The organism is Caballeronia sp. HLA56 (genome assembly GCF_054655155.1).
This window is the reverse complement of record NZ_BAAHOB010000005.1, coordinates 95,007-113,048: the sequence shown is the minus strand read 5'-3', so window position 1 is coordinate 113,048 and position 18,042 is coordinate 95,007. Positions and strand designations below refer to the sequence as shown.

General features: G+C 61.2%; 23 protein-coding genes. 18 read left to right on the top strand and 5 right to left on the bottom strand.

Features of this window, described 5'->3' with window-relative positions; genetic code table 11:
- Positions 1 to 37: 37 nt before the first annotated feature.
- The 4 genes from ACYQ47_RS19965 (at position 38) to ACYQ47_RS19950 (ending at position 2,335) form a co-directional block, all read left to right on the top strand.
- Positions 38 to 463, top strand: coding sequence for a rhodanese-like domain-containing protein (locus ACYQ47_RS19965; protein ID WP_244826871.1), 426 nt, complete (start codon positions 38 to 40; stop codon positions 461 to 463).
- Entirely contained in the window at positions 460 to 720 is a 261-nt protein-coding gene (grxC, locus tag ACYQ47_RS19960) for a glutaredoxin 3 (protein WP_244826872.1), read from the top strand. The genes ACYQ47_RS19965 and grxC overlap by 4 nt, the downstream gene beginning before the upstream one ends.
- Positions 721 to 814: 94 nt before the next feature.
- Complete coding sequence (secB, locus tag ACYQ47_RS19955) at positions 815 to 1,285, top strand: protein-export chaperone SecB (protein WP_244826873.1); 471 nt, start codon at positions 815 to 817, stop codon at positions 1,283 to 1,285.
- Between the two features lie 51 nt (positions 1,286 to 1,336).
- Positions 1,337 to 2,335, top strand: coding sequence for an NAD(P)H-dependent glycerol-3-phosphate dehydrogenase (locus ACYQ47_RS19950; protein WP_459906564.1), 999 nt, complete (start codon positions 1,337 to 1,339; stop codon positions 2,333 to 2,335).
- Positions 2,336 to 2,379: 44 nt separating this feature from the next.
- On the opposite strand, the gene trmL is transcribed toward ACYQ47_RS19950, so the two are convergent.
- Positions 2,380 to 2,850 (bottom strand): tRNA (uridine(34)/cytosine(34)/5-carboxymethylaminomethyluridine(34)-2'-O)-methyltransferase TrmL, encoded by a 471-nt coding sequence (gene trmL / locus ACYQ47_RS19945; protein WP_244826875.1) that lies wholly within the window; start codon positions 2,848 to 2,850, stop codon positions 2,380 to 2,382.
- A gap of 20 nt (positions 2,851 to 2,870) precedes the next feature.
- Positions 2,871 to 3,647, bottom strand: a complete 777-nt coding sequence (locus tag ACYQ47_RS19940) for a phosphoribosyltransferase family protein (protein WP_459906563.1) — start codon at positions 3,645 to 3,647, stop codon at positions 2,871 to 2,873.
- Positions 3,648 to 3,805: 158 nt separating this feature from the next.
- Here ACYQ47_RS19940 and ACYQ47_RS19935 point away from each other — a divergent pair, with 158 nt between their 5' ends.
- The 8 genes from ACYQ47_RS19935 (at position 3,806) to ACYQ47_RS19900 (ending at position 10,806) form a co-directional block, all read left to right on the top strand.
- Positions 3,806 to 4,789 carry a methyltransferase domain-containing protein gene (locus ACYQ47_RS19935; protein WP_459906562.1) on the top strand — a complete coding sequence of 328 codons (984 nt, stop codon included), beginning with the start codon at positions 3,806 to 3,808 and terminating at the stop codon, positions 4,787 to 4,789.
- A 233-nt stretch (positions 4,790 to 5,022) separates the two neighbouring features.
- A complete protein-coding gene (locus tag ACYQ47_RS19930) occupies positions 5,023 to 5,499 on the top strand; it encodes a DUF2244 domain-containing protein (RefSeq protein ID WP_244827953.1) in 477 nt (158 codons plus the stop codon).
- A 56-nt stretch (positions 5,500 to 5,555) separates the two neighbouring features.
- A complete protein-coding gene (gene coxB, locus ACYQ47_RS19925) occupies positions 5,556 to 7,154 on the top strand; it encodes a cytochrome c oxidase subunit II (RefSeq protein WP_459906561.1) in 1,599 nt (532 codons plus the stop codon).
- 100 nt (positions 7,155 to 7,254) lie between these two features.
- Entirely contained in the window at positions 7,255 to 8,868 is a 1,614-nt protein-coding gene (gene ctaD / locus ACYQ47_RS19920; protein WP_244826878.1) for a cytochrome c oxidase subunit I, read from the top strand.
- A gap of 66 nt (positions 8,869 to 8,934) precedes the next feature.
- On the top strand, positions 8,935 to 9,075 hold the full coding sequence (locus tag ACYQ47_RS19915; protein WP_459906560.1) for a cytochrome oxidase small assembly protein: 141 nt from the start codon (positions 8,935 to 8,937) through the stop codon (positions 9,073 to 9,075).
- Between the two features lie 9 nt (positions 9,076 to 9,084).
- Positions 9,085 to 9,654 (top strand): cytochrome c oxidase assembly protein, encoded by a 570-nt coding sequence (locus ACYQ47_RS19910; RefSeq protein ID WP_459906559.1) that lies wholly within the window; start codon positions 9,085 to 9,087, stop codon positions 9,652 to 9,654.
- 5 nt (positions 9,655 to 9,659) lie between these two features.
- Entirely contained in the window at positions 9,660 to 9,872 is a 213-nt protein-coding gene (locus ACYQ47_RS19905; RefSeq protein WP_459906558.1) for a DUF2970 domain-containing protein, read from the top strand.
- Between the two features lie 76 nt (positions 9,873 to 9,948).
- The gene (locus ACYQ47_RS19900) at positions 9,949 to 10,806 is read left to right on the top strand and encodes a cytochrome c oxidase subunit 3 (protein ID WP_244826882.1); all 858 of its coding nucleotides are present in this window, start codon (positions 9,949 to 9,951) and stop codon (positions 10,804 to 10,806) included.
- 170 nt (positions 10,807 to 10,976) lie between these two features.
- Here the strand turns inward: ACYQ47_RS19900 and ACYQ47_RS19895 are convergent, their stop codons facing one another.
- Entirely contained in the window at positions 10,977 to 11,186 is a 210-nt protein-coding gene (locus tag ACYQ47_RS19895; protein WP_244826883.1) for a twin transmembrane helix small protein, read from the bottom strand.
- Positions 11,187 to 11,309: 123 nt separating this feature from the next.
- Between ACYQ47_RS19895 and ACYQ47_RS19890 the strand changes: the two genes are divergently transcribed.
- From ACYQ47_RS19890 to ACYQ47_RS19870, 5 genes are read left to right on the top strand one after another with little or no spacing between them, the layout of a single operon-like run.
- Entirely contained in the window at positions 11,310 to 12,050 is a 741-nt protein-coding gene (locus tag ACYQ47_RS19890) for an SURF1 family protein (RefSeq protein WP_250525327.1), read from the top strand.
- Positions 12,051 to 12,100: 50 nt separating this feature from the next.
- Positions 12,101 to 12,733 carry an SCO family protein gene (locus ACYQ47_RS19885; RefSeq protein ID WP_250462804.1) on the top strand — a complete coding sequence of 211 codons (633 nt, stop codon included), beginning with the start codon at positions 12,101 to 12,103 and terminating at the stop codon, positions 12,731 to 12,733.
- A gap of 37 nt (positions 12,734 to 12,770) precedes the next feature.
- Positions 12,771 to 13,880 (top strand): COX15/CtaA family protein, encoded by a 1,110-nt coding sequence (locus ACYQ47_RS19880; protein ID WP_244826886.1) that lies wholly within the window; start codon positions 12,771 to 12,773, stop codon positions 13,878 to 13,880.
- Between the two features lie 9 nt (positions 13,881 to 13,889).
- Positions 13,890 to 14,795 (top strand): heme o synthase, encoded by a 906-nt coding sequence (cyoE, locus tag ACYQ47_RS19875; protein WP_244826887.1) that lies wholly within the window; start codon positions 13,890 to 13,892, stop codon positions 14,793 to 14,795.
- Entirely contained in the window at positions 14,792 to 15,394 is a 603-nt protein-coding gene (locus ACYQ47_RS19870; protein ID WP_459906557.1) for an SCO family protein, read from the top strand. The genes cyoE and ACYQ47_RS19870 overlap by 4 nt, the downstream gene beginning before the upstream one ends.
- Before the next feature lie 48 nt (positions 15,395 to 15,442).
- On the opposite strand, the gene ACYQ47_RS19865 is transcribed toward ACYQ47_RS19870, so the two are convergent.
- The gene (locus tag ACYQ47_RS19865) at positions 15,443 to 15,739 is read right to left on the bottom strand and encodes a YciI family protein (RefSeq protein ID WP_244826889.1); all 297 of its coding nucleotides are present in this window, start codon (positions 15,737 to 15,739) and stop codon (positions 15,443 to 15,445) included.
- A 201-nt stretch (positions 15,740 to 15,940) separates the two neighbouring features.
- Here ACYQ47_RS19865 and ACYQ47_RS19860 point away from each other — a divergent pair, with 201 nt between their 5' ends.
- Positions 15,941 to 16,753 (top strand): MetQ/NlpA family ABC transporter substrate-binding protein, encoded by an 813-nt coding sequence (locus tag ACYQ47_RS19860; protein ID WP_459906556.1) that lies wholly within the window; start codon positions 15,941 to 15,943, stop codon positions 16,751 to 16,753.
- Positions 16,754 to 16,978: 225 nt separating this feature from the next.
- On the opposite strand, the gene ACYQ47_RS19855 is transcribed toward ACYQ47_RS19860, so the two are convergent.
- Positions 16,979 to 17,908: a bifunctional helix-turn-helix transcriptional regulator/GNAT family N-acetyltransferase gene (locus tag ACYQ47_RS19855; RefSeq protein WP_459906555.1), complete on the bottom strand. Its 930-nt coding sequence runs from the start codon at positions 17,906 to 17,908 to the stop codon at positions 16,979 to 16,981.
- Positions 17,909 to 18,042: the final 134 nt, after the last annotated feature.

The following is an 18,042-nucleotide window of genomic DNA, read 5'->3' as shown; positions in this document are numbered from 1 at the left end:
TTTCTTCCTTCATTACTACCTTTCGGCGGCCCTCGACGTGAAGTTTTTCACTGATTACACGAATCTCGCACTCATCGCGATTGCGCTCATCTCCGGCGCGCTGCTGCTTTGGCCTGTCCTCATGCGGCGCGGCCGTGGCGGCATTTCGGCCGCTGAAGCCGTTACGCTCATCAACCGGCGCAACGCCGTGGTTGTCGATTTGCGGCCCGCGTCCGAGTTCGCGCAGGGCCATTTGCCGTCGGCCCGCAATATCGAGCAAACGGAGCTCCAAGCAAAAATTGGCCAGATCGCCAAAAATAAAGGCAATCCGGTCGTGCTCGTGTGCCAGACCGGTCAACAATCGCAGCGTGCCAGCCGCGCCGTTTCGGAGGCTGGCTACGCTGAGGTCCATGTTTTGCAAGGCGGTGTGGATGCCTGGCAAAAGGCCGGAATGCCGGTCGTGAAACAAGGAGCAGTCAAGTGAACAAAGTCCTCATGTACAGCACCCAAGTGTGCCCGTATTGCCAGATGGCCGAACGTCTTTTAAAGTCCCGCGGGGTCGAAAACATCGAGAAGGTGCTGATCGACCGTGAGCCGGGCCGTCGCGAGGAAATGATGACGCGCACCGGCCGCCGGACCGTGCCGCAGGTTTATATCGGCGACACGCACGTCGGCGGTTATGACGATCTTTCGGCGCTGGACCGCAAGGGCGGTCTCGTGCCGCTTCTCGAGTCGGCCTGACACCACCGCGCGCCGCTCGCGCATTGCGCCGGCGGCGAAGGCGCGCACGCCGAGAGACAGGCGCGCCGAACTTCGAATCATCTAGGAAACCATTATGTCCGACGAGAATAACCAACCGTTTTTCAACATCCAGCGCATTTATCTGAAGGATATGTCGCTCGAGCAGCCGAACTCGCCCGCCATCTTCCTCGAACAGGACATGCCCGCGGTTGAGGTCGAAGTCGATGTCAAGGCCGACCGTCTGGCTGAAAGTGTCTTCGAAGTGCTGGTAACAGGCACGGTTACGGCCAAAGTCACGGACAAGGTGGCATTCCTGATCGAAGCAAAGCAGGCAGGTATCTTCGATATTCGCAATATTCCGGCTGAACAGATCGACCCGCTCGTCGGCATTGCGTGCCCGACCATCCTGTTCCCGTACCTGCGCTCGAATATCGCCGATGCGATCACCCGCGCCGGTTTCCCGCCGATCCACCTCGCCGAAATCAACTTCCAGGCCTTGTACGAGCAGCGCCTGTCGCAACTTGCGGGCTCGCAGGAAGGCGCGGCGAACGGCGCGACGCACTGACGCTTAACGTATCAACCAGTCTGGTCTCACTCTGCCTAACCGGAGCCGAGCATGAAAGTAGCCGTCCTCGGCGCCGGCGCGTGGGGCACCGCATTAGCGGGCCACCTCGCGGCACGGCACGACACGTTGCTCTGGGCGCGCGATGGCGCGCTTATCGAATCGCTTATCCAAACGCATGAAAACGCGCGTTATCTCGGGGGCGTAGGCCTGCCAGAAGCGCTGGTGTATTCCGCCGATTTCAACGCGGCCCTCGCACACGCCGCCGCTGACGACGCGTTGTGCGTCGTCGCGACGCCCGTCGCGGGCCTGCGCGCCATGTGCCGCTCGATGCGCCAGGCGGGCATCGTTCCCGCGCATATTCTCTGGCTATGCAAGGGCTTCGAAGCGGATACGCAGTGCCTTCCGAACGAGGTCGTCGCGGCCGAATTGCCTGACCATGTCAGTAACGGCACGCTGTCGGGTCCGAGTTTCGCGCGCGAAGTCGGACGTGGTTTGCCAGTTGCGCTGACAGTTGCGAGCGCATCGGCGACCTTGGGCACGCGCACCGTGACCGCGTTCCATCATGGCGCCATGCGCATCTATACCGGCGACGATATCGTCGGCGTCGAAGTGGGCGGCGCGGTGAAGAACGTGCTCGCCATCGCCACCGGCATCTCCGATGGCCTCGGCCTCGGCCTCAATGCGCGGGCGGCGCTCATCACACGCGGTCTCGCGGAAATGTCACGGCTCGGCGTCGCATTGGGCGGGCGCGCGGAGACTTTCACCGGTCTCACGGGCCTCGGCGACCTGATTCTTACCGCAACCGGTGACCTTTCGCGCAACCGCACGGTCGGCGTGCAACTGGCGAGCGGCCGCACGCTCGACGAGATTCTCGCGGCGCTCGGGCATGTAGCTGAGGGCGTGCGCTGCGCGCGCGCGGTTCTTTCGCTTGCGCAGTCGCGTGGCATCGACATGCCGATCACACAGGCGGTATGCCGCGTACTTTTCGATAACGTCACGCCGCGCCACGCGGTGCAGGCGCTGCTCAGCCGGGACGCAAAGGCCGAATAGCTTTTAGTCTGCGTCGCGACGCGGACCGAAGCGGTTCACGACGCTCACTCGCCGCCGTCGAATCCTGCCTGACGCCACGCCTCGAACGTGACGATTGCCACCGTGTTCGACAAATTCAGGCTGCGGTTGCCCGGACGCATGGGCAGGCGCACGCGTTGTTGCGTCGGAAAACCATCCAGCAAGTCGGCCGCAAGACCGCGTGTTTCCGCGCCGAACACAAACCAGTCGCCGGGCTGGAACGCGTGATCGAAAAAGGGCGTCGAGCCGCGCGTGGTAAAGGCAAACATGCGCGCTGGGTCGGGCGTTTCCTTCGCGAGGAAGGCGCTCCAGTTGGCGTGCACGTTCATCTCCGCATACTCGTGATAATCGAGACCAGCGCGGCGCATTTTGGCGTCGTCGAGCGGAAAGCCGAGCGGCTCGATCAGATGCAAACGCGCGCCCGTGTTGGCGCACAGGCGGATCACATTGCCGGTGTTCGGCGGAATTTCGGGCTCGACGAGTACGACGTTGAACATGGATTGCAGTGGTGGATTGGTTAATCTTTGGGGGTGCGCAGCGCCACGAAATTGCTGACGCGCCGCGCGCCCGCCAGCTTCAACGTGCGCGCGAGGGCATCGAGCGTGGCGCCGGAGGTCATCACGTCATCGACCACGCCGACATGCTTGCCGCGCACGTCGCCCTTTACTTCGAACGCGGATGCAACGTTGCGGCGGCGCGTATCGAGATCGAGCTTGGATTGCTGCGCAGTGTCGAGTCTTCGCACGACGAGCGCGGCGTCACCGTGAACGCGCATGCGACGCGCGAGCGGATGCGCAATCGCCCACGCCTGGTTGTAGCCGCGCGCGGCAAGGCGCTGGCGCGATAGCGGCACCGGCACGATCACGTCGGGTAAAGGCAGATCGCTGTCATCGAACAACGCAGCGAGATGCCGCGCGAATGTCGCGCCTGTCGCCAGCCGCGCGCGAAACTTCAACTCGACGGCCAGTGTGTCGAGTGGCGCGCGATAGTCGGCAAGCGCGATCGTGTCATTGAACGCAGGCGGATTGTCGAGGCACGCCGCACAGTGCATCCGCGTATCTTCGCGTTCTCTGTCCAGCGCAAACGCCGCCATCGGAAGCGCGCAGGTCGCGCATCTCAGGCGCGACTCGTTCCAGTACTGACCGTCACAATCGCTGCACACTACGTCTTGCGACAAATTGCCGCATAACGCGCATTGGCTGGGCAGCGCGGCATCGAGCAGCCGTTTCCCAAGTCCGCGCGCGGTTATCGCGACGCGTGCGGATGACGGGAAGAAATTGCTGAAGACATTCATGGCGGCGCGGACGAATGGTAGGCAACAGGCAACGAACTCGGACGAGCGCATGCACGAGCGGAGAAACAATCGGAACGGTTATGCCCCGTATCGGCCCTTAGCACGGGCTGATTTCAAGACGACCGAGTATACTTCGCACTCTTCGCGAATAGATCGTCATGTCCCAAACGCCCCCTCAAACTAGCCGACCGGCCTATGATTCGCGCCGTTTGCGCGCGATCTTCGACCGTCGCGCCGCGACTTTCGACGAAGTCGCGTTCCTGCCTCGCGAGATTGCCGGCCGGATGCGCGAGCGCCTCGAATACATCAAGGTCGCGCCGACGCGCGTGCTGGATGCGGCGTGCGGCATGGGCGCGGATCTGCCCGCGCTGCGCGAGCGCTTTGCGGAGGCATCGGTACTGGGTGTCGATATTTCTTCCGCGATGCTCGCGCGCGCCCGCGATGCGGAATCGGCGGAAGCCGAAAACGGCGCGGGCTGGCGGCGGTTCCTGCCGGCCACGCTCGCCAAGGCCTTCGGCGCGCGCGGACCGCAACTTGCGCAGGCGGATTTCTCCGAGCTGCCGTTCGCATCGGGCGCGTTCGAGATGCTCTGGTCGAACCTCGCGCTGCACTGGCATTCGCGGCCCGACCTCGTTTTCCCTGAGTGGCAACGCGTGCTGAAGGTCAACGGCCTTCTCATGTTCAGCACCTTCGGCCCAGACACGCTGCGTGAACTCGCCGCGGCGTATCGCGAGGTCGAGCGCACGCTGGGCTTGCCGCCGCAGCCGCATACGATCGATTTCGTCGACATGCACGACTTGGGCGACATGCTGGTGGAAAGCGGCTTCGAGATTCCCGTGATGGATCAGGAGGTGCTCACCATCACTTACCGTTCGCCGGAATCCTTGCTTGCCGATGTCACGCGCTGGGGTGCTTATCCGTTCGAACGAAGCGCGGCCGCAGACTCGCAAATCGACGTGAAAGCCAGACGCAGCGCGGTTCACGGCGCGCTCGAAGCCTTGCGTCGCGACGACGGAACGATCCCGCTCACGTTCGAAGTGATCTACGGTCATGCATGGAAAGCGGTGCCGCGCACGACCGCCGAAGGTCACGGAATCATTCGGCTGGAAGATATAGGACGAGGCCCAAAACGGAATCGGTGACGGGGTAAAGAGGGCGTCAGTTATGTCTGAAATTTGCGGGCAAAAGCAGCGCCAAAAGGTGCGTCAAAAGGGCGCAGAAGCTTGTGGCGCTTGGGTTTCAGACGTTACGACCCTTGCTTGTGGATACTACCCGACGCGCCTATAATGCGTCAGTTTGTCGCCCGGGCTGTGACAAATTTGGGCGAAATCCGAGCAAAAGTATGTGATTGCATGCGGATGGGAAGGAGGCGGCGATGCAAGCAAGCCACGCGCTGACAGACGACGAGCCAGTCATCAAAGACTGGCTGATGAAACGGAACTGTTCCGCTTCGCCGCGTCAGTTCGTGGTCTTTTATCTGTCGCTGGCGCTGTTTTCCTTTCTCATCGCAACGCTCTTGTTTCTGAACGGCGCCTGGCTGGTGCTGCCGTTCACCGGGATCGAGCTGACCGTGGTCGGCGTCGCGTTTCTTATCTACGCGCGGCACGCAGTCGACTACGAACGAATCCGGTTGTTTGAAAACCGCTTGTTGATCGAGCAGATGAACGCCGAGGAACTGACGCAGTTCGAATTCAATCCGCGCTGGGTGCGGGTCGAAACGGGCGCGACGCCGAGAGAGCCGCTCACGATCGTGTCGCGCGGTCAATCGGTGAAAATCGGACAACACCTTGCACAGCATCGTCGCAAACAATTTGCTGCCGAGCTGCGAGCGTCGCTGAGACGCTCTGCTTAAGAGGCATGATGTGGCCTGACGGCTCGGCGCGATGCCCACGGGGGTCGAGGGTTTGAATGGAAATTTTGGGTAAGGATGCTATGAAAACAATCAAGCGAGCCCTCTCGGGCGTGCTGGCGGCAGGCGCACTGCTGAACGCCGGCGTAGCCCTGGCGGTCAACGACAGTCCTGGCGGCCCAGCTGTAAACGAGCTGAACTTTCAGCCGCCAGTGACGAAGATCGCCGAGGAGCTCTACGGCCTCCATACGTTCATGCTCATCATCTGTCTCGTCATTTTTCTTGGCGTGTTCGGGGTGATGTTCTATTCGCTCATTGCGCACCGCAAGTCCAAAGGCCACAAGCCCGCTAATTTCCACGAAAGCACCACGGTCGAAATCATCTGGACGATCGTGCCGTTCGTCATCGTCGTGTTGATGGCGCTGCCGGCCACCAAGGCCGTCGTCGCAATGAAGGACACCAGCAACGCCGACCTCACCGTCAAAGTCACCGGCTACCAATGGAAATGGGGCTACGACTACGTGAAGGGTCCGGGCGAGGGCATCAGCTTCCTCTCCACGCTCACCACGCCGCGTAGCGAAGTGAACGGCCAGAAGCCGATTTCCGAGCTGTACCTGCAGGAAGTGGACAATCCGCTCGTCGTGCCGGTCGACAAGAAAATTCGCATCATCACCACCGCGAACGACGTCGTTCACTCGTGGTACGTGCCGGCCTTCGGCGTGAAGCAGGACGCCATTCCCGGCTTCGTGCGCGACACCTGGTTCAAGGCCGAGAAAATCGGTACTTTCCGTGGCTTCTGTACCGAACTTTGCGGCAAGGAACACGCGTACATGCCGGTGGTCGTCGAAGTGCTTTCCGCCGACGACTACGCGAAGTGGGTCGACACGCAAAAGAAGAAACTGGCCGCATCCGCCGACGATCCCAACAAGACCTACACGATGGACGAGTTGAAGACGCGCGGCGCGGCAGTCTACGCGTCGAACTGCGCGGTCTGCCACCAGCCGACCGGCAAGGGCGGCGGTCCGTTCCCGGCGCTCGACGGCAGCAAGGTTGCCAACGGCCCGATCGCGGACCACGTAAGCATCGTGCTGCACGGCAAGGGCGCCATGCCGCCGTGGCAGAGTACGCTCAACGATGTCGAGATCGCATCGGTCATCACTTACGAGCGCAATACCTGGGGCAACCATACGGGCGACATTCTGCAGCCGAAGCAAGTTGCCGACGCGCGCAATGGCAAGATGCCCGAAGGCGGCGGTCAGAAGACAGCGGCTGCGGCAACGCCCGAAGCCGCAAGCGCGGCGCCGGCTGCGGCGGCGTCCGGTGCCGAGGCAACGGCGAGCGCCAATCTGCCCGCGAGCATCTATTTCGAAACGGGCAAGAGCACGCTTCCCGCGGAAGCCAACGACGCGGTTAAGGCCGCAGCGGCCTATGCCAAGGCGCATCCCGAAGCGAAGCTCGCTATTTCCGGCTTCACGGATGCCTCCGGAGGCGCCGACCTGAACGCGGAACTCGCCAAGCAACGCGCGCAAACCGTGCGCGACGCGTTGAAGGCAGCAGGTGTATCGGAAGATCGTATCGTGTTGAAAAAGCCCGAATCCGTTACGGGCGGCACGGATGCGAAGGAAGCCCGTCGCGTAGAAATCAGTCCGGCTGCTTGACCTGACGAGCGCACCTTTCCCTCATCGCAACACTGCGAGCCACGGAAAGGTCCGCGTCATAGCCAAGTGCCCCGAGTATTTGCTTTAGGAGATGATTGTCATGTCTAGCATCGGACACGATGTAGCCGCGGGTCACGACCACGCGCACGACGACCATGCGCACGAGTTGCCGCATGGCTGGCGCCGGTGGCTTTTCGCCACCAACCACAAGGACATCGGGACGCTGTACCTGTTGTTCTCCTTCATCATGTTCCTCTCCGGAGGCGTGATGGCGCTTGGCATTCGTGCCGAGCTGTTCGAGCCGGGACTGCAGATCATGCGTCCCGAGTTCTTCAACCAGTTGACCACCATGCACGGCCTCATCATGGTGTTCGGCGCGATCATGCCGGCGTTCGTCGGCTTCGCGAACTGGATGGTGCCGCTGCAGATCGGCGCGTCGGACATGGCGTTCGCGCGCATGAACAACTTCAGCTTCTGGCTCCTGCCGGTCGCCGCGGTTCTGCTGGTCGGCTCGTTCTTCGTGCCGGGCGGCGCGACCGCAGCGGGCTGGACGCTCTACGCGCCGCTTTCCACGCAGATGGGCCCGGGCATGGACTTCGCCATCTTCGCGGTCCACATCATGGGTGCGTCGTCGATCATGGGCGGCATCAACATCGTCGTGACGATCCTGAACATGCGCGCGCCCGGCATGACGCTCATGAAGATGCCGATGTTCGCGTGGACGTGGCTCATCACCGCGTACCTGCTGATCGCCGTGATGCCGGTTCTGGCAGGCGCCATCACCATGGTGCTGTTCGACCGTCACTTCGGCACGTCGTTCTTCAATGCGGCGGGCGGCGGCGATCCGGTCATGTACCAGCATATCTTCTGGTTCTTCGGACACCCCGAGGTCTACATCATGATCTTGCCGGCGTTCGGGATCGTCTCGCAGGTGATTCCGGCGTTCTCGCGCAAGCCGCTTTTCGGCTATAGCTCGATGGTGTACGCCACGTCGTCGATCGCGATTCTCTCGTTCATGGTCTGGGCGCACCACATGTTCGCCACGGGCATGCCGGTGACGGGCCAGCTGTTCTTCATGTACGCAACCATGCTGATCGCCGTTCCGACGGGCGTGAAGGTGTTCAACTGGGTCGCGACGATGTGGCGCGGCGCGCTGACGTTCGAGACGCCGATGCTCTTTGCAATCGGCTTCCTGTTCGTGTTCACGATGGGCGGCTTCACGGGCCTGATCCTCTCCATGGCCCCGCTCGACATCCAGATGCACGGCACTTACTACGTGGTGGCGCACTTCCACTACGTGCTGGTGGCGGGTTCGCTCTTCGCGCTGTTCGCGGGCTGGTACTACTGGGCGCCTAAGTGGACTGGCTGGATGTATAACGAGATGCGCGGCAAGATCCACTTCTGGGCGTCGCTGATCTTCTTCAACATCACCTTCTTCCCGATGCACTTCCTGGGTCTCGCGGGCATGCCGCGTCGCTATGCGGATTACCCGGCGCAGTTCACGGACTTCAACCAGGTTGCGACCATCGGTGCGTTCGGATTCGGTCTCGCGCAGGTGTACTTCCTGTTCGCGGTCGCGCTGCCGACGTATCGCGGCGGTGGTGAGCTGGAAAAGGCAGGCGACAAGCCGTGGGATGGCGCGGAAGGACTGGAATGGACCGTGCCGAGCCCGGCGCCGTTCCACACCTTCGAGCAACCGCCAACGGTCGAATAATAGTCTGGTTTCGAAGGCTGCAAGGCTTCGCTCCGAAGCCTTGCAGTCACAAAGATCAAAGGAAGCATGGCCCCGAATCCACAAAAAAGACGTTCGCCCGAAGAAATCCGCGCGGGCAACAAGCGGCTCGGTTTGATCATGATGTTGGTTGCCGCCGTCTTCTTTCTGGGTATCGTCGTCAGGCAATACCTGTTGTCGCGAGGGTAGGAAAGCCAAGTGTCCACTCAGGATGATTCTCAAGTCGACCGGTCGTTCAATCGGTCGATGCTGGTGAAGCTCTTCGTCGTGGCCGAGATGATGTTCGGCTTCGGCTTCGCCCTGGTGCCGATGTACAAGGCAATTTGCCAGATCACCGGCATCAACAATCTCGTGCAGCGCGATGCGAGCGCGCGCGAGGCGAAGAACACGCAGGTCGACGCGAGCCGTACGATTTCCATCGAGTTCGATGCGAACGCGCGCGGTCCGCTGCAGTTCAAGCCGGAGCAGAACAGTCTCGACATTCACCCCGGCGAAGTGATGACGGTGATGTACCAGGTGACCAACGAGCAAGGCCGCACCGTGAAGGCGCAGGCCATTCCGAGCTATGCGCCGAAGCAGGCCACCGAGTACTTCAAGAAGATCGAATGCTTCTGCTTCACGCAGCAGACGCTCGGGCCCAACGAGACGAAGCGCATGCCGGTGGTGTTCGTCGTGGACCCGAAGCTGCCGAAGGACGTCAAGACGATCACGCTGTCGTACACGTTCTTCGAACTCGACACACCGAAACCCGCGGCCAAGGGAACGTGATGATCATGAACCCAGAAGCACGAAATGGACGCAGTGGCGGCGGTTTCCTGAAGCTCGTGAAGGCGGTGTTCTGGTCGTTCTTCGGCGTGCGCCGCCGGGCGGATCTGGAAAACGACGCCGCGCAGTTGAACCCGCTGCATCTGATCGCGGCGGGGGTGATCGGCGCGGTGGTGTTCATCGTCGTGTTGCTGCTGGTGGTGCGCGCGGTAGTCGGATAGACGAAACGTCGGGCGAGCGGTCGAACGCGCGGCGATACAAGAAAACTCAAGCAACTGGATCGAAGTGGAGAATCAAATGAGCGGTCAAAACGAGAGCCCGTACTATTTCGTGCCGCATCCGTCACGCCATCCGATCATGGCTGCGTGCGGTTTGCTGGTGATGCTGTCCTCCCTGGCGGCGTGGGTGAACGGTCATTCGTGGGCGCCTGCCACCACGTTCGTCGGCCTGCTGTTTCTGCTGTTCGTGCTGTGGCATTGGTTCGGCGACGCCATCTCCGAATCCGAAGGCGGCATGTACGGCAAGAACGTCGACGTGTCGTATCGCTGGAGCATGAGCTGGTTCATCTTCTCCGAAGTCATGTTCTTCGCGGCGTTTTTCGGCGCGCTGTTTTATGCGCGCGCCATTGCCATGCACGAACTCGGCAGCCTTGATTACAAGCTGATCTGGCCGGACTTCACCGCCGTGTGGCCGAACAACGGCCCGGCTGCGCTGGTGCCGCATTTCCGCTCGATGGTGCCGTGGCCGCTGCCGACCATCAACACGGCGCTCTTGCTTTCCTCGGGCGCGACGCTTACGGTGGCTCACCATGCGCTGCGTGAAGATCATCGCCGAAAGGCCATCATCTGGCTGGCTGCGACAGTCGCGCTGGGCGTGATCTTCCTGTTTTGCCAGGGCTACGAATACTTCCACGCCTACAACGAACTGAACCTGACGCTTTCGTCTGGTGTGTACGGCTCGACGTTTTTCCTCCTCACCGGCTTCCACGGTTTTCACGTGTTCCTTGGCGGCACCATGCTCGCGGTCGTATGCGTGCGCCTGATTCGCGGCCACTTCACCGCGGAACATCACTTCGCCTTCGAGGGCGCCGCGTGGTACTGGCACTTCGTCGACGTCGTGTGGCTCGGGCTGTACGTCGTCGTCTACTGGCTGTAAGCGTTTGCTTCGAGCGAGGACGCGCCAATTCGGCGCGCACGCTGTCACGCAAGACACGCCACGCCGCCCTCGACCTTCGCGGGCGGCGTTTTGTTTTGGGAAGTGAGTGAATGCGCGCGATTGTGTCGCGCCGCGACAATCGGTCCCGCGTGGGAAACCTTCGAGACGCGTTATCGTCCGAGCGGAATGCCGGTCGATTGAATCCAGCCCATCCAGTGCGCAAACAGGATGAACAGGAAGAGCGAAATGGACAGCCCGACGCGCGTGGCGAGCGACCACACCATGCGCTTCGTCTGACCTTTATCGGTCATCATGAAGTACAGGGCCGAGCCCAGGCTGCCAATGATGAGGATGAATGCAATAGCAACGATGATGTGCATGAAACCAGCCTGCGATAGTTGCATCGACCGCTCGCGAAACGCCGTGAGCAATATGAAAACGAGTCGTCTCATTATCGCACTCGATGAATCGGTGCGTGCGGCGTCGGTTCCGGAGCGTGCGGCATGAAAATCCGCCTCTGGCCCACGGTGCTGATCCTGATCGTCGTCGCAATCACTTTGCGGCTCGGCTTCTGGCAGCGCGACCGCGCGCACCAGAAGGAAGCGCTGAACGCGCAGATCGTCGCGTTCGAGAATGCGCCCGCACGACGCGTGAGTGTCGATCCGTTGCCGCTCAAGTCGATCGAATTCCATCGCGTCGAGGCGCGCGGCGAATTCATGCCGGAGCGCGTCGTCTATTTGGACAATCGTCCGTATAACGACCAGCCGGGCTTTTATGTCGTGATGCCGCTTAAACTCGAGGGCGGCGGCTACGTGCTCGTGAATCGCGGATGGCTGCCGCGCAACATGGCGGACCGTACGGGCATCGAGCCCTATGAGACGCCGAAAGGCATCGTGGACGTGAAGGGCATCGCGCGCTCGAATGCATCGGAGGCGTTCGAGCTCGGCAGCGGCGGCTCCGCTGCGCGTCAGCAGATCCGGCAAAACCTGAACGTCGCCTCGTATGCGGCGGAAACCGGGCTCGCGTTTCAGCCGTTCGTGATTCAACAGACGAGCGCCACCGCCGACAAGCTCGTGCGCGACTGGCCGGCGGCCACGCTTGGCGTCGATCGCAACTACGGCTACATGTTCCAGTGGTGGGGCATGGCGGCAGCGGCCATCGCCTTCGGCTTGTATGCCGCACGGCGCGCCGCGAGGAAAGACAGCGACCCGGCCGCCACAGACGAAGCCGCGAAAGAAGCATGAACCCATGATGCCGCGTCCAATGGAAGTGGCATCGACCGAATAGAGAATCCATGCAAGCTCAACGCACCACGACAACCCGACCGCCCGCGAAAAAAGGCTCCTGGATCAGCGGCCGGTGGATGCTGGTACTGCTCGCGCTGGTCTGCGCGGCGCCGGTGATCGCCTCGTATCTGATGTACTACGTCGTCAAGCCCGCGGGCGGCACGACGAGCTACGGCACGTTGATCGAACCGCAAAGGCCGATTCCGGAACAGATCGTCGTCACCGATGAAAAAGGTCAGCCGGTGCCACTCAAGTCGCTCGAAGGCAAGTGGCTGATGATCACCGTCAACGGCAGCGATTGCGACGAAGTGTGCGTGAAGCGCCTCTATTTCATGCGGCAGGTGCGCGCGCTACAGTCGGGCGAGCGCGAGCGCGTGCTGAACGTCTGGCTGCGCACGGACGACAAGCCCGTCGCGAATGTCATCAAAACCGCGTATCCGCAACCGGACACACGCATGCTCGTGACGAACGAACAAGCCCTCTCGGGATGGCTGCCGGTGGACGCCGGCACGAAGCTTTCGGATCACATTTATCTTGTCGATCCGAACGGCAACCTGATGATGCGCTTCCCGAAGGACCCCGATCCCAAGAAGATCAACACGGACGTGGCGAAGCTATTGAAGTGGTCGCGCATCGGCTGATACGCCGGGACGCCACGACCAAAACGAAGGTGAAAGTATGTTTGTATTAGAACTCGGTCTGATCGGCCTATGCATTGCGCTGCTGCCGCTCTCGTTCGTCTGGGTCAAGGCCGATGACAACAAGTTCAGGAAGCTCGTCTGGCTAACCACTTTTCTGACGCTCGATCTGATCATGTTCGGCGGCTTCACGCGCCTGACCGATTCCGGCCTTGGCTGTCCCGACTGGCCGGGCTGTTATGGCACGGCGTCGCCGTTCATCGCGCACGCGCAGATCGCGGCCGCGCATCAGGCCATGCCCACCGGTCCGGTCAGCCCGATGAAGGCGTGGATCGAGATGCTGCATCGCTACTTTGCGATGGCGATCGGCGTGCTGATCATCGCGCAGGTCGTCATTGCGTGGACCGCGCGCATCAGACGAAAGGCGCTGCATGTTTCGCCGTGGTGGCCGACGGGCATCCTCGCGCTCATTCTGCTGCAAGGCGCTTTTGGCGCGTGGACCGTCACGCTCAAGTTGCAGCCGGTCATCGTCACGACGCATCTCTTGCTCGGGCTTGCGTTGCTGGCCGCGCTCGGCTGGCTCGCCGCGCGGCAAACGCCGATTCCCTCGCTCGACCCGGCCGCCGCGCGATGGATGCCGGCCGCGATCGTCGGCATCGTGTTGCTCGTCGTGCAGATTGCGCTGGGTGGCTGGGTCAGCACGAATTACGCGGTGCTCGCCTGCACGGACTTTCCACTCTGCAATGGCCAATGGATTCCGCCGATGAACTTTGAACACGGTTTCCACTTGTGGCGCGCGCTCGGCATGACCGGCGACGGCGACGTCATCTCGCAGGACGCGCTGGTGGCAATCCATTGGACGCATCGCACGTTTGCGATAGTGGTCGTGCTTTATCTGCTCTGGCTCGCCGCGATGCTGCGCCGTTTCGAGTCCCTACGCACGCCCGCGACCGCCGTGCTCGTCGTTATCCTGATTCAATTTTTTACAGGTTTGTCCAATATCGTGTTGCAGTGGCCGCTGCCTATCGCAGTGGCGCACAATGGCGGGGCTGCCATCCTGTTGCTACTACTCGTTATGCTAAACTTTCGAATCTCTTCCAGCCGTCCCGGCCGCGCCGCGGTTCCCGCGCGCGACATCGTTTCAGCGTGACTCCACATCATGGATAGCACGACACTTCACTCCCCGCTTGGCAGCCGCGTATCGCAATACATTGCGCTGACCAAGCCGCGCGTCACGCAGCTTGCCGTGTTCTGCGCCGTCATCGGCATGTTCCTCGCCACGCCCGGCATGGTGCCGTGGACCGTTTTGATTGGTGGCGCGGTCGGCATCTGGCTGCTGGCGGGCGCTGCATTCGCCATCAACTGCCTCGTCGAACAGAAGATCGATGCCAAAATGCGTCGCACCGCGTGGCGTCCTTCGGCGCGCGGGCAAATCACGAGCGCGCAAATTCTCACGTTCTCGGCGGTGCTCGGCGGTATCGGCATGTGGACGCTCTATACGTTCACCAATCCGCTCACGATGTGGCTGACGGTTGCCACGTTCGTGGGCTACGCCGTCATCTATACGTTGCTGCTCAAGCCTTATACGCCGCAGAACATCGTCATTGGTGGCGCTTCGGGTGCCATGCCGCCGGCGCTCGGTTGGGCGGCCGTTACGGGTGCGGTTCCCGGCGACGCGTGGATTCTCGTGCTCATCATCTTCGTCTGGACGCCGCCGCATTTTTGGGCGCTCGCGCTGTATCGCAAGAAGGATTACGAAAACGCCGGTCTGCCCATGCTGCCTATTACGCATGGCGAGCAGTACACGCGTCTGCATATCTTCCTGTACACGGTCATCCTGTTCGCGGTCACGCTGATGCCGTTCATCTCGGGCATGAGCGGCGTGATCTATCTGGCGAGCGCGGTTGCGCTGGGCGCGGTGTTTCTCGGTTACGCGTGGAAGATTTATCGCGATTACTCGGACGCGCTGGCGCGCAAGACCTTCCGTTATTCGATCGTGTATCTGTCGCTCTTGTTCGGCGCGCTTCTGGTCGATCATTACGTTCGCACGGTGATCGGTGCATGAGGGCTTTCTTTCGCAAGATGCTCGCTCCGCTTTTGCTCGCGCTGGCGAGCATGGCGCTGCTCTCTGCATGCGAGAAGGCGCCCGATTTCAAGAACCTCGACATCACGGGCAACAAGCAGTTTGGCAGCGACTTCTCGTTGCCCGACACCAGCGGCAAGATGCGCACGCTCGGTGACTTCAAAGGCAAGGCCGTGGTTCTGTTTTTCGGCTATACGCATTGCCCGGATGTCTGCCCGACCACGCTCGCCGAACTCTCGCAAGCATTGCAGCAACTCGGCGGTAAAGCGAAGGACGTGCAGGTGCTCATGGTCACGGTCGATCCCGCGCGCGACACGCCCGATCTTCTCGGTCAATACGTGACGGCGTTCAACCCGGCGTATGTCGGCTTGCGGCCGGCAAACGACGCCGAGCTTGCCAAAATCGCGAAGGATTTCCGCGTGTACTACGCGAAGTCCAACGGCAAGACGGCGGATGACTACACGATGGATCACACCGCCGCGAGCTATGTGTTCGACAAGGACGGCAAACTGCGTCTTTTCGCGCGCGACGGTCAGGGCGTCGAGCCGTGGGTGCATGACTTGAAGCTGCTGATCGACTGAGATCGGCGCATCGTTGGTTTGGAGAAAGCGGCCTGCGGGCCGCTTTCTTTATTCCGCGGCAGGCTCCGGCAACTTCAGTCCGGGCGCAAGACGTGTCGCCTTGAACTCGGTGACATCGTAGTGAGCCAAGTTCTGCTGCGCGAACGGATCTTCCGCGATGATCGCGTCGAGCCGCTCACGCTCGATGGCCGACGCCAGAATGATGCCGCCTTCGCGCGGCACTTTCGGACCCGCGATCACGAAGACACCAGCGGCGAAGTAGCGCTGCAGATACTCGCGATGGGCTTCGAGCGCATCGTCGATTTCCGCAAGAGCGCCGGTATAACGCAGATTGATCATGTACATGATGGTGTCTCAGAAATCGGTCTGTAGCGATTCTAGACGTCAAAGCGCGAGCCGGATATCGACATGAACATTCTGTCTTTTCCGTCGCACCAAAGCCGTGCGAACATTCGTTTCCCGGTTGGCATCGACCGAGGGCGATGAATCCATCGCGGGCACTCAAGCGGCAATTTTGCAGCAACCTCGCATTGAAACAGGAACACCATGCAGCGCAGAAATTTGCTTAAAGCTCTTACCGTCGTCGCGGCGTCTGCCGCTTATTTCATTAGCGTCACCGCGCATGCCGATGACAAGGTCATCAAGGTCGGCACCATCAGCGGACCCGACGCGCAAATCTGGCAAGTCGTGCAGAAGGTCGCGAAGCGCGAAGGCCTCAACGTTAAGGTGATCGAGTTCAACGATTACGTTCAGCCGAACGCCGCACTCGATGCTGGCGACCTCGACGCCAACAGCTTCCAGCATCAGCCGTATCTCGACAGTCAGGTGAAGCAGCGCGGCTACAAGATCGTGAATGCGGGACTGACCTATATCTCGCCGCTTGGCGTGTATTCGAAGAAGCTGAAGTCGCTGAAGGATCTGCCGCAAGGCGCGAAGGTCGCGGTGCCGAACGATCCGTCGAACGAAAACCGAGCGCTTCTTTTGCTGCAAGCGCAGGGCGTGATCAAGCTCAAGGCCGGCGCTGGCGTGAACGGAAACAGCGCGACGCCGCTGGATGTCGCCGAGAACCCGAAGAAGGTCAAGCTACTCGAACTCGACGCCGCGCAACTGCCGCGCACGCTCGCAGACGTCGATGCCGCCGCCATCAATACGAACTTCGCGCTGGCGGCGGGCTTGCAGCCGACCAAGGACGCTATCGCGCTAGAGGACGTGCACAGCCCTTACGCGAACTTGATCGCCGTGCGCGCCAAGGACAAAGACCAGCCGTGGGTGAAGAAGCTGGTCGCGGCGTATCAGTCCGAAGACGTGCGCCAGTTCATGAAGAGCGAGTTCAAAGGCTCGGTTGTACCTTCGTTCTGATCGAGAACGCACGGTTTGCCAACGGCGTCCCCTGGGACGCCGTTTTGCTGTCCGACGCCTTTGGGACCGAGGGCTATGCCAGCACTCGGTCCACGCAAACATCTCGAAGCATTACAACGCCGATAACGTGCGTATCGCCTTCTTTCACATGGCGCGACGTGACTAAAATGCTCGCTGCCGTCTCTCTTCATGTGAAGCGACACGACGAGCGAGCAAAATCAGCCCTCAGTCCGCATAAACACGCCGAAGCTCGCGATGCCAGATCACACCCGAATCGCCATCCTGCTTCGCCGTGAAGCCAGTGCGTTTGAATAGCGCGCACAGGTCCTCATGCACCATTGGCATCCGGCAGATCACGTTATCGTAGCCCGCGCCATGCGCGAAGTTCGTACAGGCGGATACGAGTTGCACGCCCAAGCCCCGCCGACGCGCGCCCGGTTCGACGAACAACAACTCGATGCGCGCCTCTTTCTCCGACTGCGCGCTTAAGAGCGCCGCGCCGACGCGCGCGGCGCCTTCACGTTCCGCCACCCAGCAAGCGATGCGTGGCGTTCCACTCTGCACGGCGCCGAGAAAACGCGCGACGACTTTCGCCGAATAGGCTTCGTTGGCATGGGCCGCACGGTCGGATGATTCTAGATGCGCGTGACGCTCGACGATCCAGCCGAAGTCGCCACGGCGAGGGCTGCGCAAACGCGTGTTGTGGCCTTCGCCATGATGAGGACTGAGCAGCCGCTCGATGTCGATCATTGCATTGGATAACTGCTCGATTTCGCCGGCTGTGAGCCGACTGAGCAGAGTGGCCGCTTCGGCCGAGACATGCAGGTCGATCTCGTCGACCTTGGCTCGCGCGTCCGCTGTAATGGTGAGCAGATGCGCGCGGCCGTCGGATTCGTTCCTGCCGCGCACAATAAGCCCAAGCTTCTGGAAGTTGGTGAGCAGCCTGCTCAGGTAGCCTGTGTCCAGGCCCAGATTGCGCGATAAGTCGGCTGCGGTGCGTGCGCGATCGTGCGCAAGTTCGTGGAGGATGCGCACCTCCGTTAGGGAAAAGTGGCTTTTGTGAAGCCGCTCGTGCAAGGCGCCCGCATGGCGAGCGAAGAAGCGATTAAAGCGTCTGACGACGTCTACCGCTCGACTCGGATCTGAAGAGCCCATCGACTTTTATCTCTCTCAATAATCAGTTTTATTATTTAATTAGTTGCGATTCCGAACCAATTGCACCATTGTGCCAAAGAAAGAACGATCGTGCTATTGCCAATTGGCCTGATTTTAAGCGCCCGTCGATATGT

Bases quoted from the DNA above. Each gene is read 5' to 3' on its own strand.
- secB (WP_244826873.1), top strand. From the start codon at position 815: ATGTCCGACGAGAATAACCAACCGTTTTTCAACATCCAGCGCATTTAT.
- ACYQ47_RS19950 (WP_459906564.1), top strand. From the start codon at position 1,337: ATGAAAGTAGCCGTCCTCGGCGCCGGCGCGTGGGGCACCGCATTAGCG.
- trmL (WP_244826875.1), bottom strand. From the start codon at position 2,850: ATGTTCAACGTCGTACTCGTCGAGCCCGAAATTCCGCCGAACACCGGC.
- ACYQ47_RS19940 (WP_459906563.1), bottom strand. From the start codon at position 3,647: ATGAATGTCTTCAGCAATTTCTTCCCGTCATCCGCACGCGTCGCGATA.
- ACYQ47_RS19935 (WP_459906562.1), top strand. From the start codon at position 3,806: ATGTCCCAAACGCCCCCTCAAACTAGCCGACCGGCCTATGATTCGCGC.
- ACYQ47_RS19930 (WP_244827953.1), top strand. From the start codon at position 5,023: ATGCAAGCAAGCCACGCGCTGACAGACGACGAGCCAGTCATCAAAGAC.
- coxB (WP_459906561.1), top strand. From the start codon at position 5,556: ATGGAAATTTTGGGTAAGGATGCTATGAAAACAATCAAGCGAGCCCTC.
- ctaD (WP_244826878.1), top strand. From the start codon at position 7,255: ATGTCTAGCATCGGACACGATGTAGCCGCGGGTCACGACCACGCGCAC.
- ACYQ47_RS19915 (WP_459906560.1), top strand. From the start codon at position 8,935: ATGGCCCCGAATCCACAAAAAAGACGTTCGCCCGAAGAAATCCGCGCG.
- ACYQ47_RS19905 (WP_459906558.1), top strand. From the start codon at position 9,660: ATGAACCCAGAAGCACGAAATGGACGCAGTGGCGGCGGTTTCCTGAAG.
- ACYQ47_RS19900 (WP_244826882.1), top strand. From the start codon at position 9,949: ATGAGCGGTCAAAACGAGAGCCCGTACTATTTCGTGCCGCATCCGTCA.
- ACYQ47_RS19895 (WP_244826883.1), bottom strand. From the start codon at position 11,186: ATGCACATCATCGTTGCTATTGCATTCATCCTCATCATTGGCAGCCTG.
- ACYQ47_RS19890 (WP_250525327.1), top strand. From the start codon at position 11,310: ATGAAAATCCGCCTCTGGCCCACGGTGCTGATCCTGATCGTCGTCGCA.
- ACYQ47_RS19885 (WP_250462804.1), top strand. From the start codon at position 12,101: ATGCAAGCTCAACGCACCACGACAACCCGACCGCCCGCGAAAAAAGGC.
- ACYQ47_RS19880 (WP_244826886.1), top strand. From the start codon at position 12,771: ATGTTTGTATTAGAACTCGGTCTGATCGGCCTATGCATTGCGCTGCTG.
- cyoE (WP_244826887.1), top strand. From the start codon at position 13,890: ATGGATAGCACGACACTTCACTCCCCGCTTGGCAGCCGCGTATCGCAA.
- ACYQ47_RS19870 (WP_459906557.1), top strand. From the start codon at position 14,792: ATGAGGGCTTTCTTTCGCAAGATGCTCGCTCCGCTTTTGCTCGCGCTG.
- ACYQ47_RS19865 (WP_244826889.1), bottom strand. From the start codon at position 15,739: ATGTACATGATCAATCTGCGTTATACCGGCGCTCTTGCGGAAATCGAC.
- ACYQ47_RS19860 (WP_459906556.1), top strand. From the start codon at position 15,941: ATGCAGCGCAGAAATTTGCTTAAAGCTCTTACCGTCGTCGCGGCGTCT.
- ACYQ47_RS19855 (WP_459906555.1), bottom strand. From the start codon at position 17,908: ATGGGCTCTTCAGATCCGAGTCGAGCGGTAGACGTCGTCAGACGCTTT.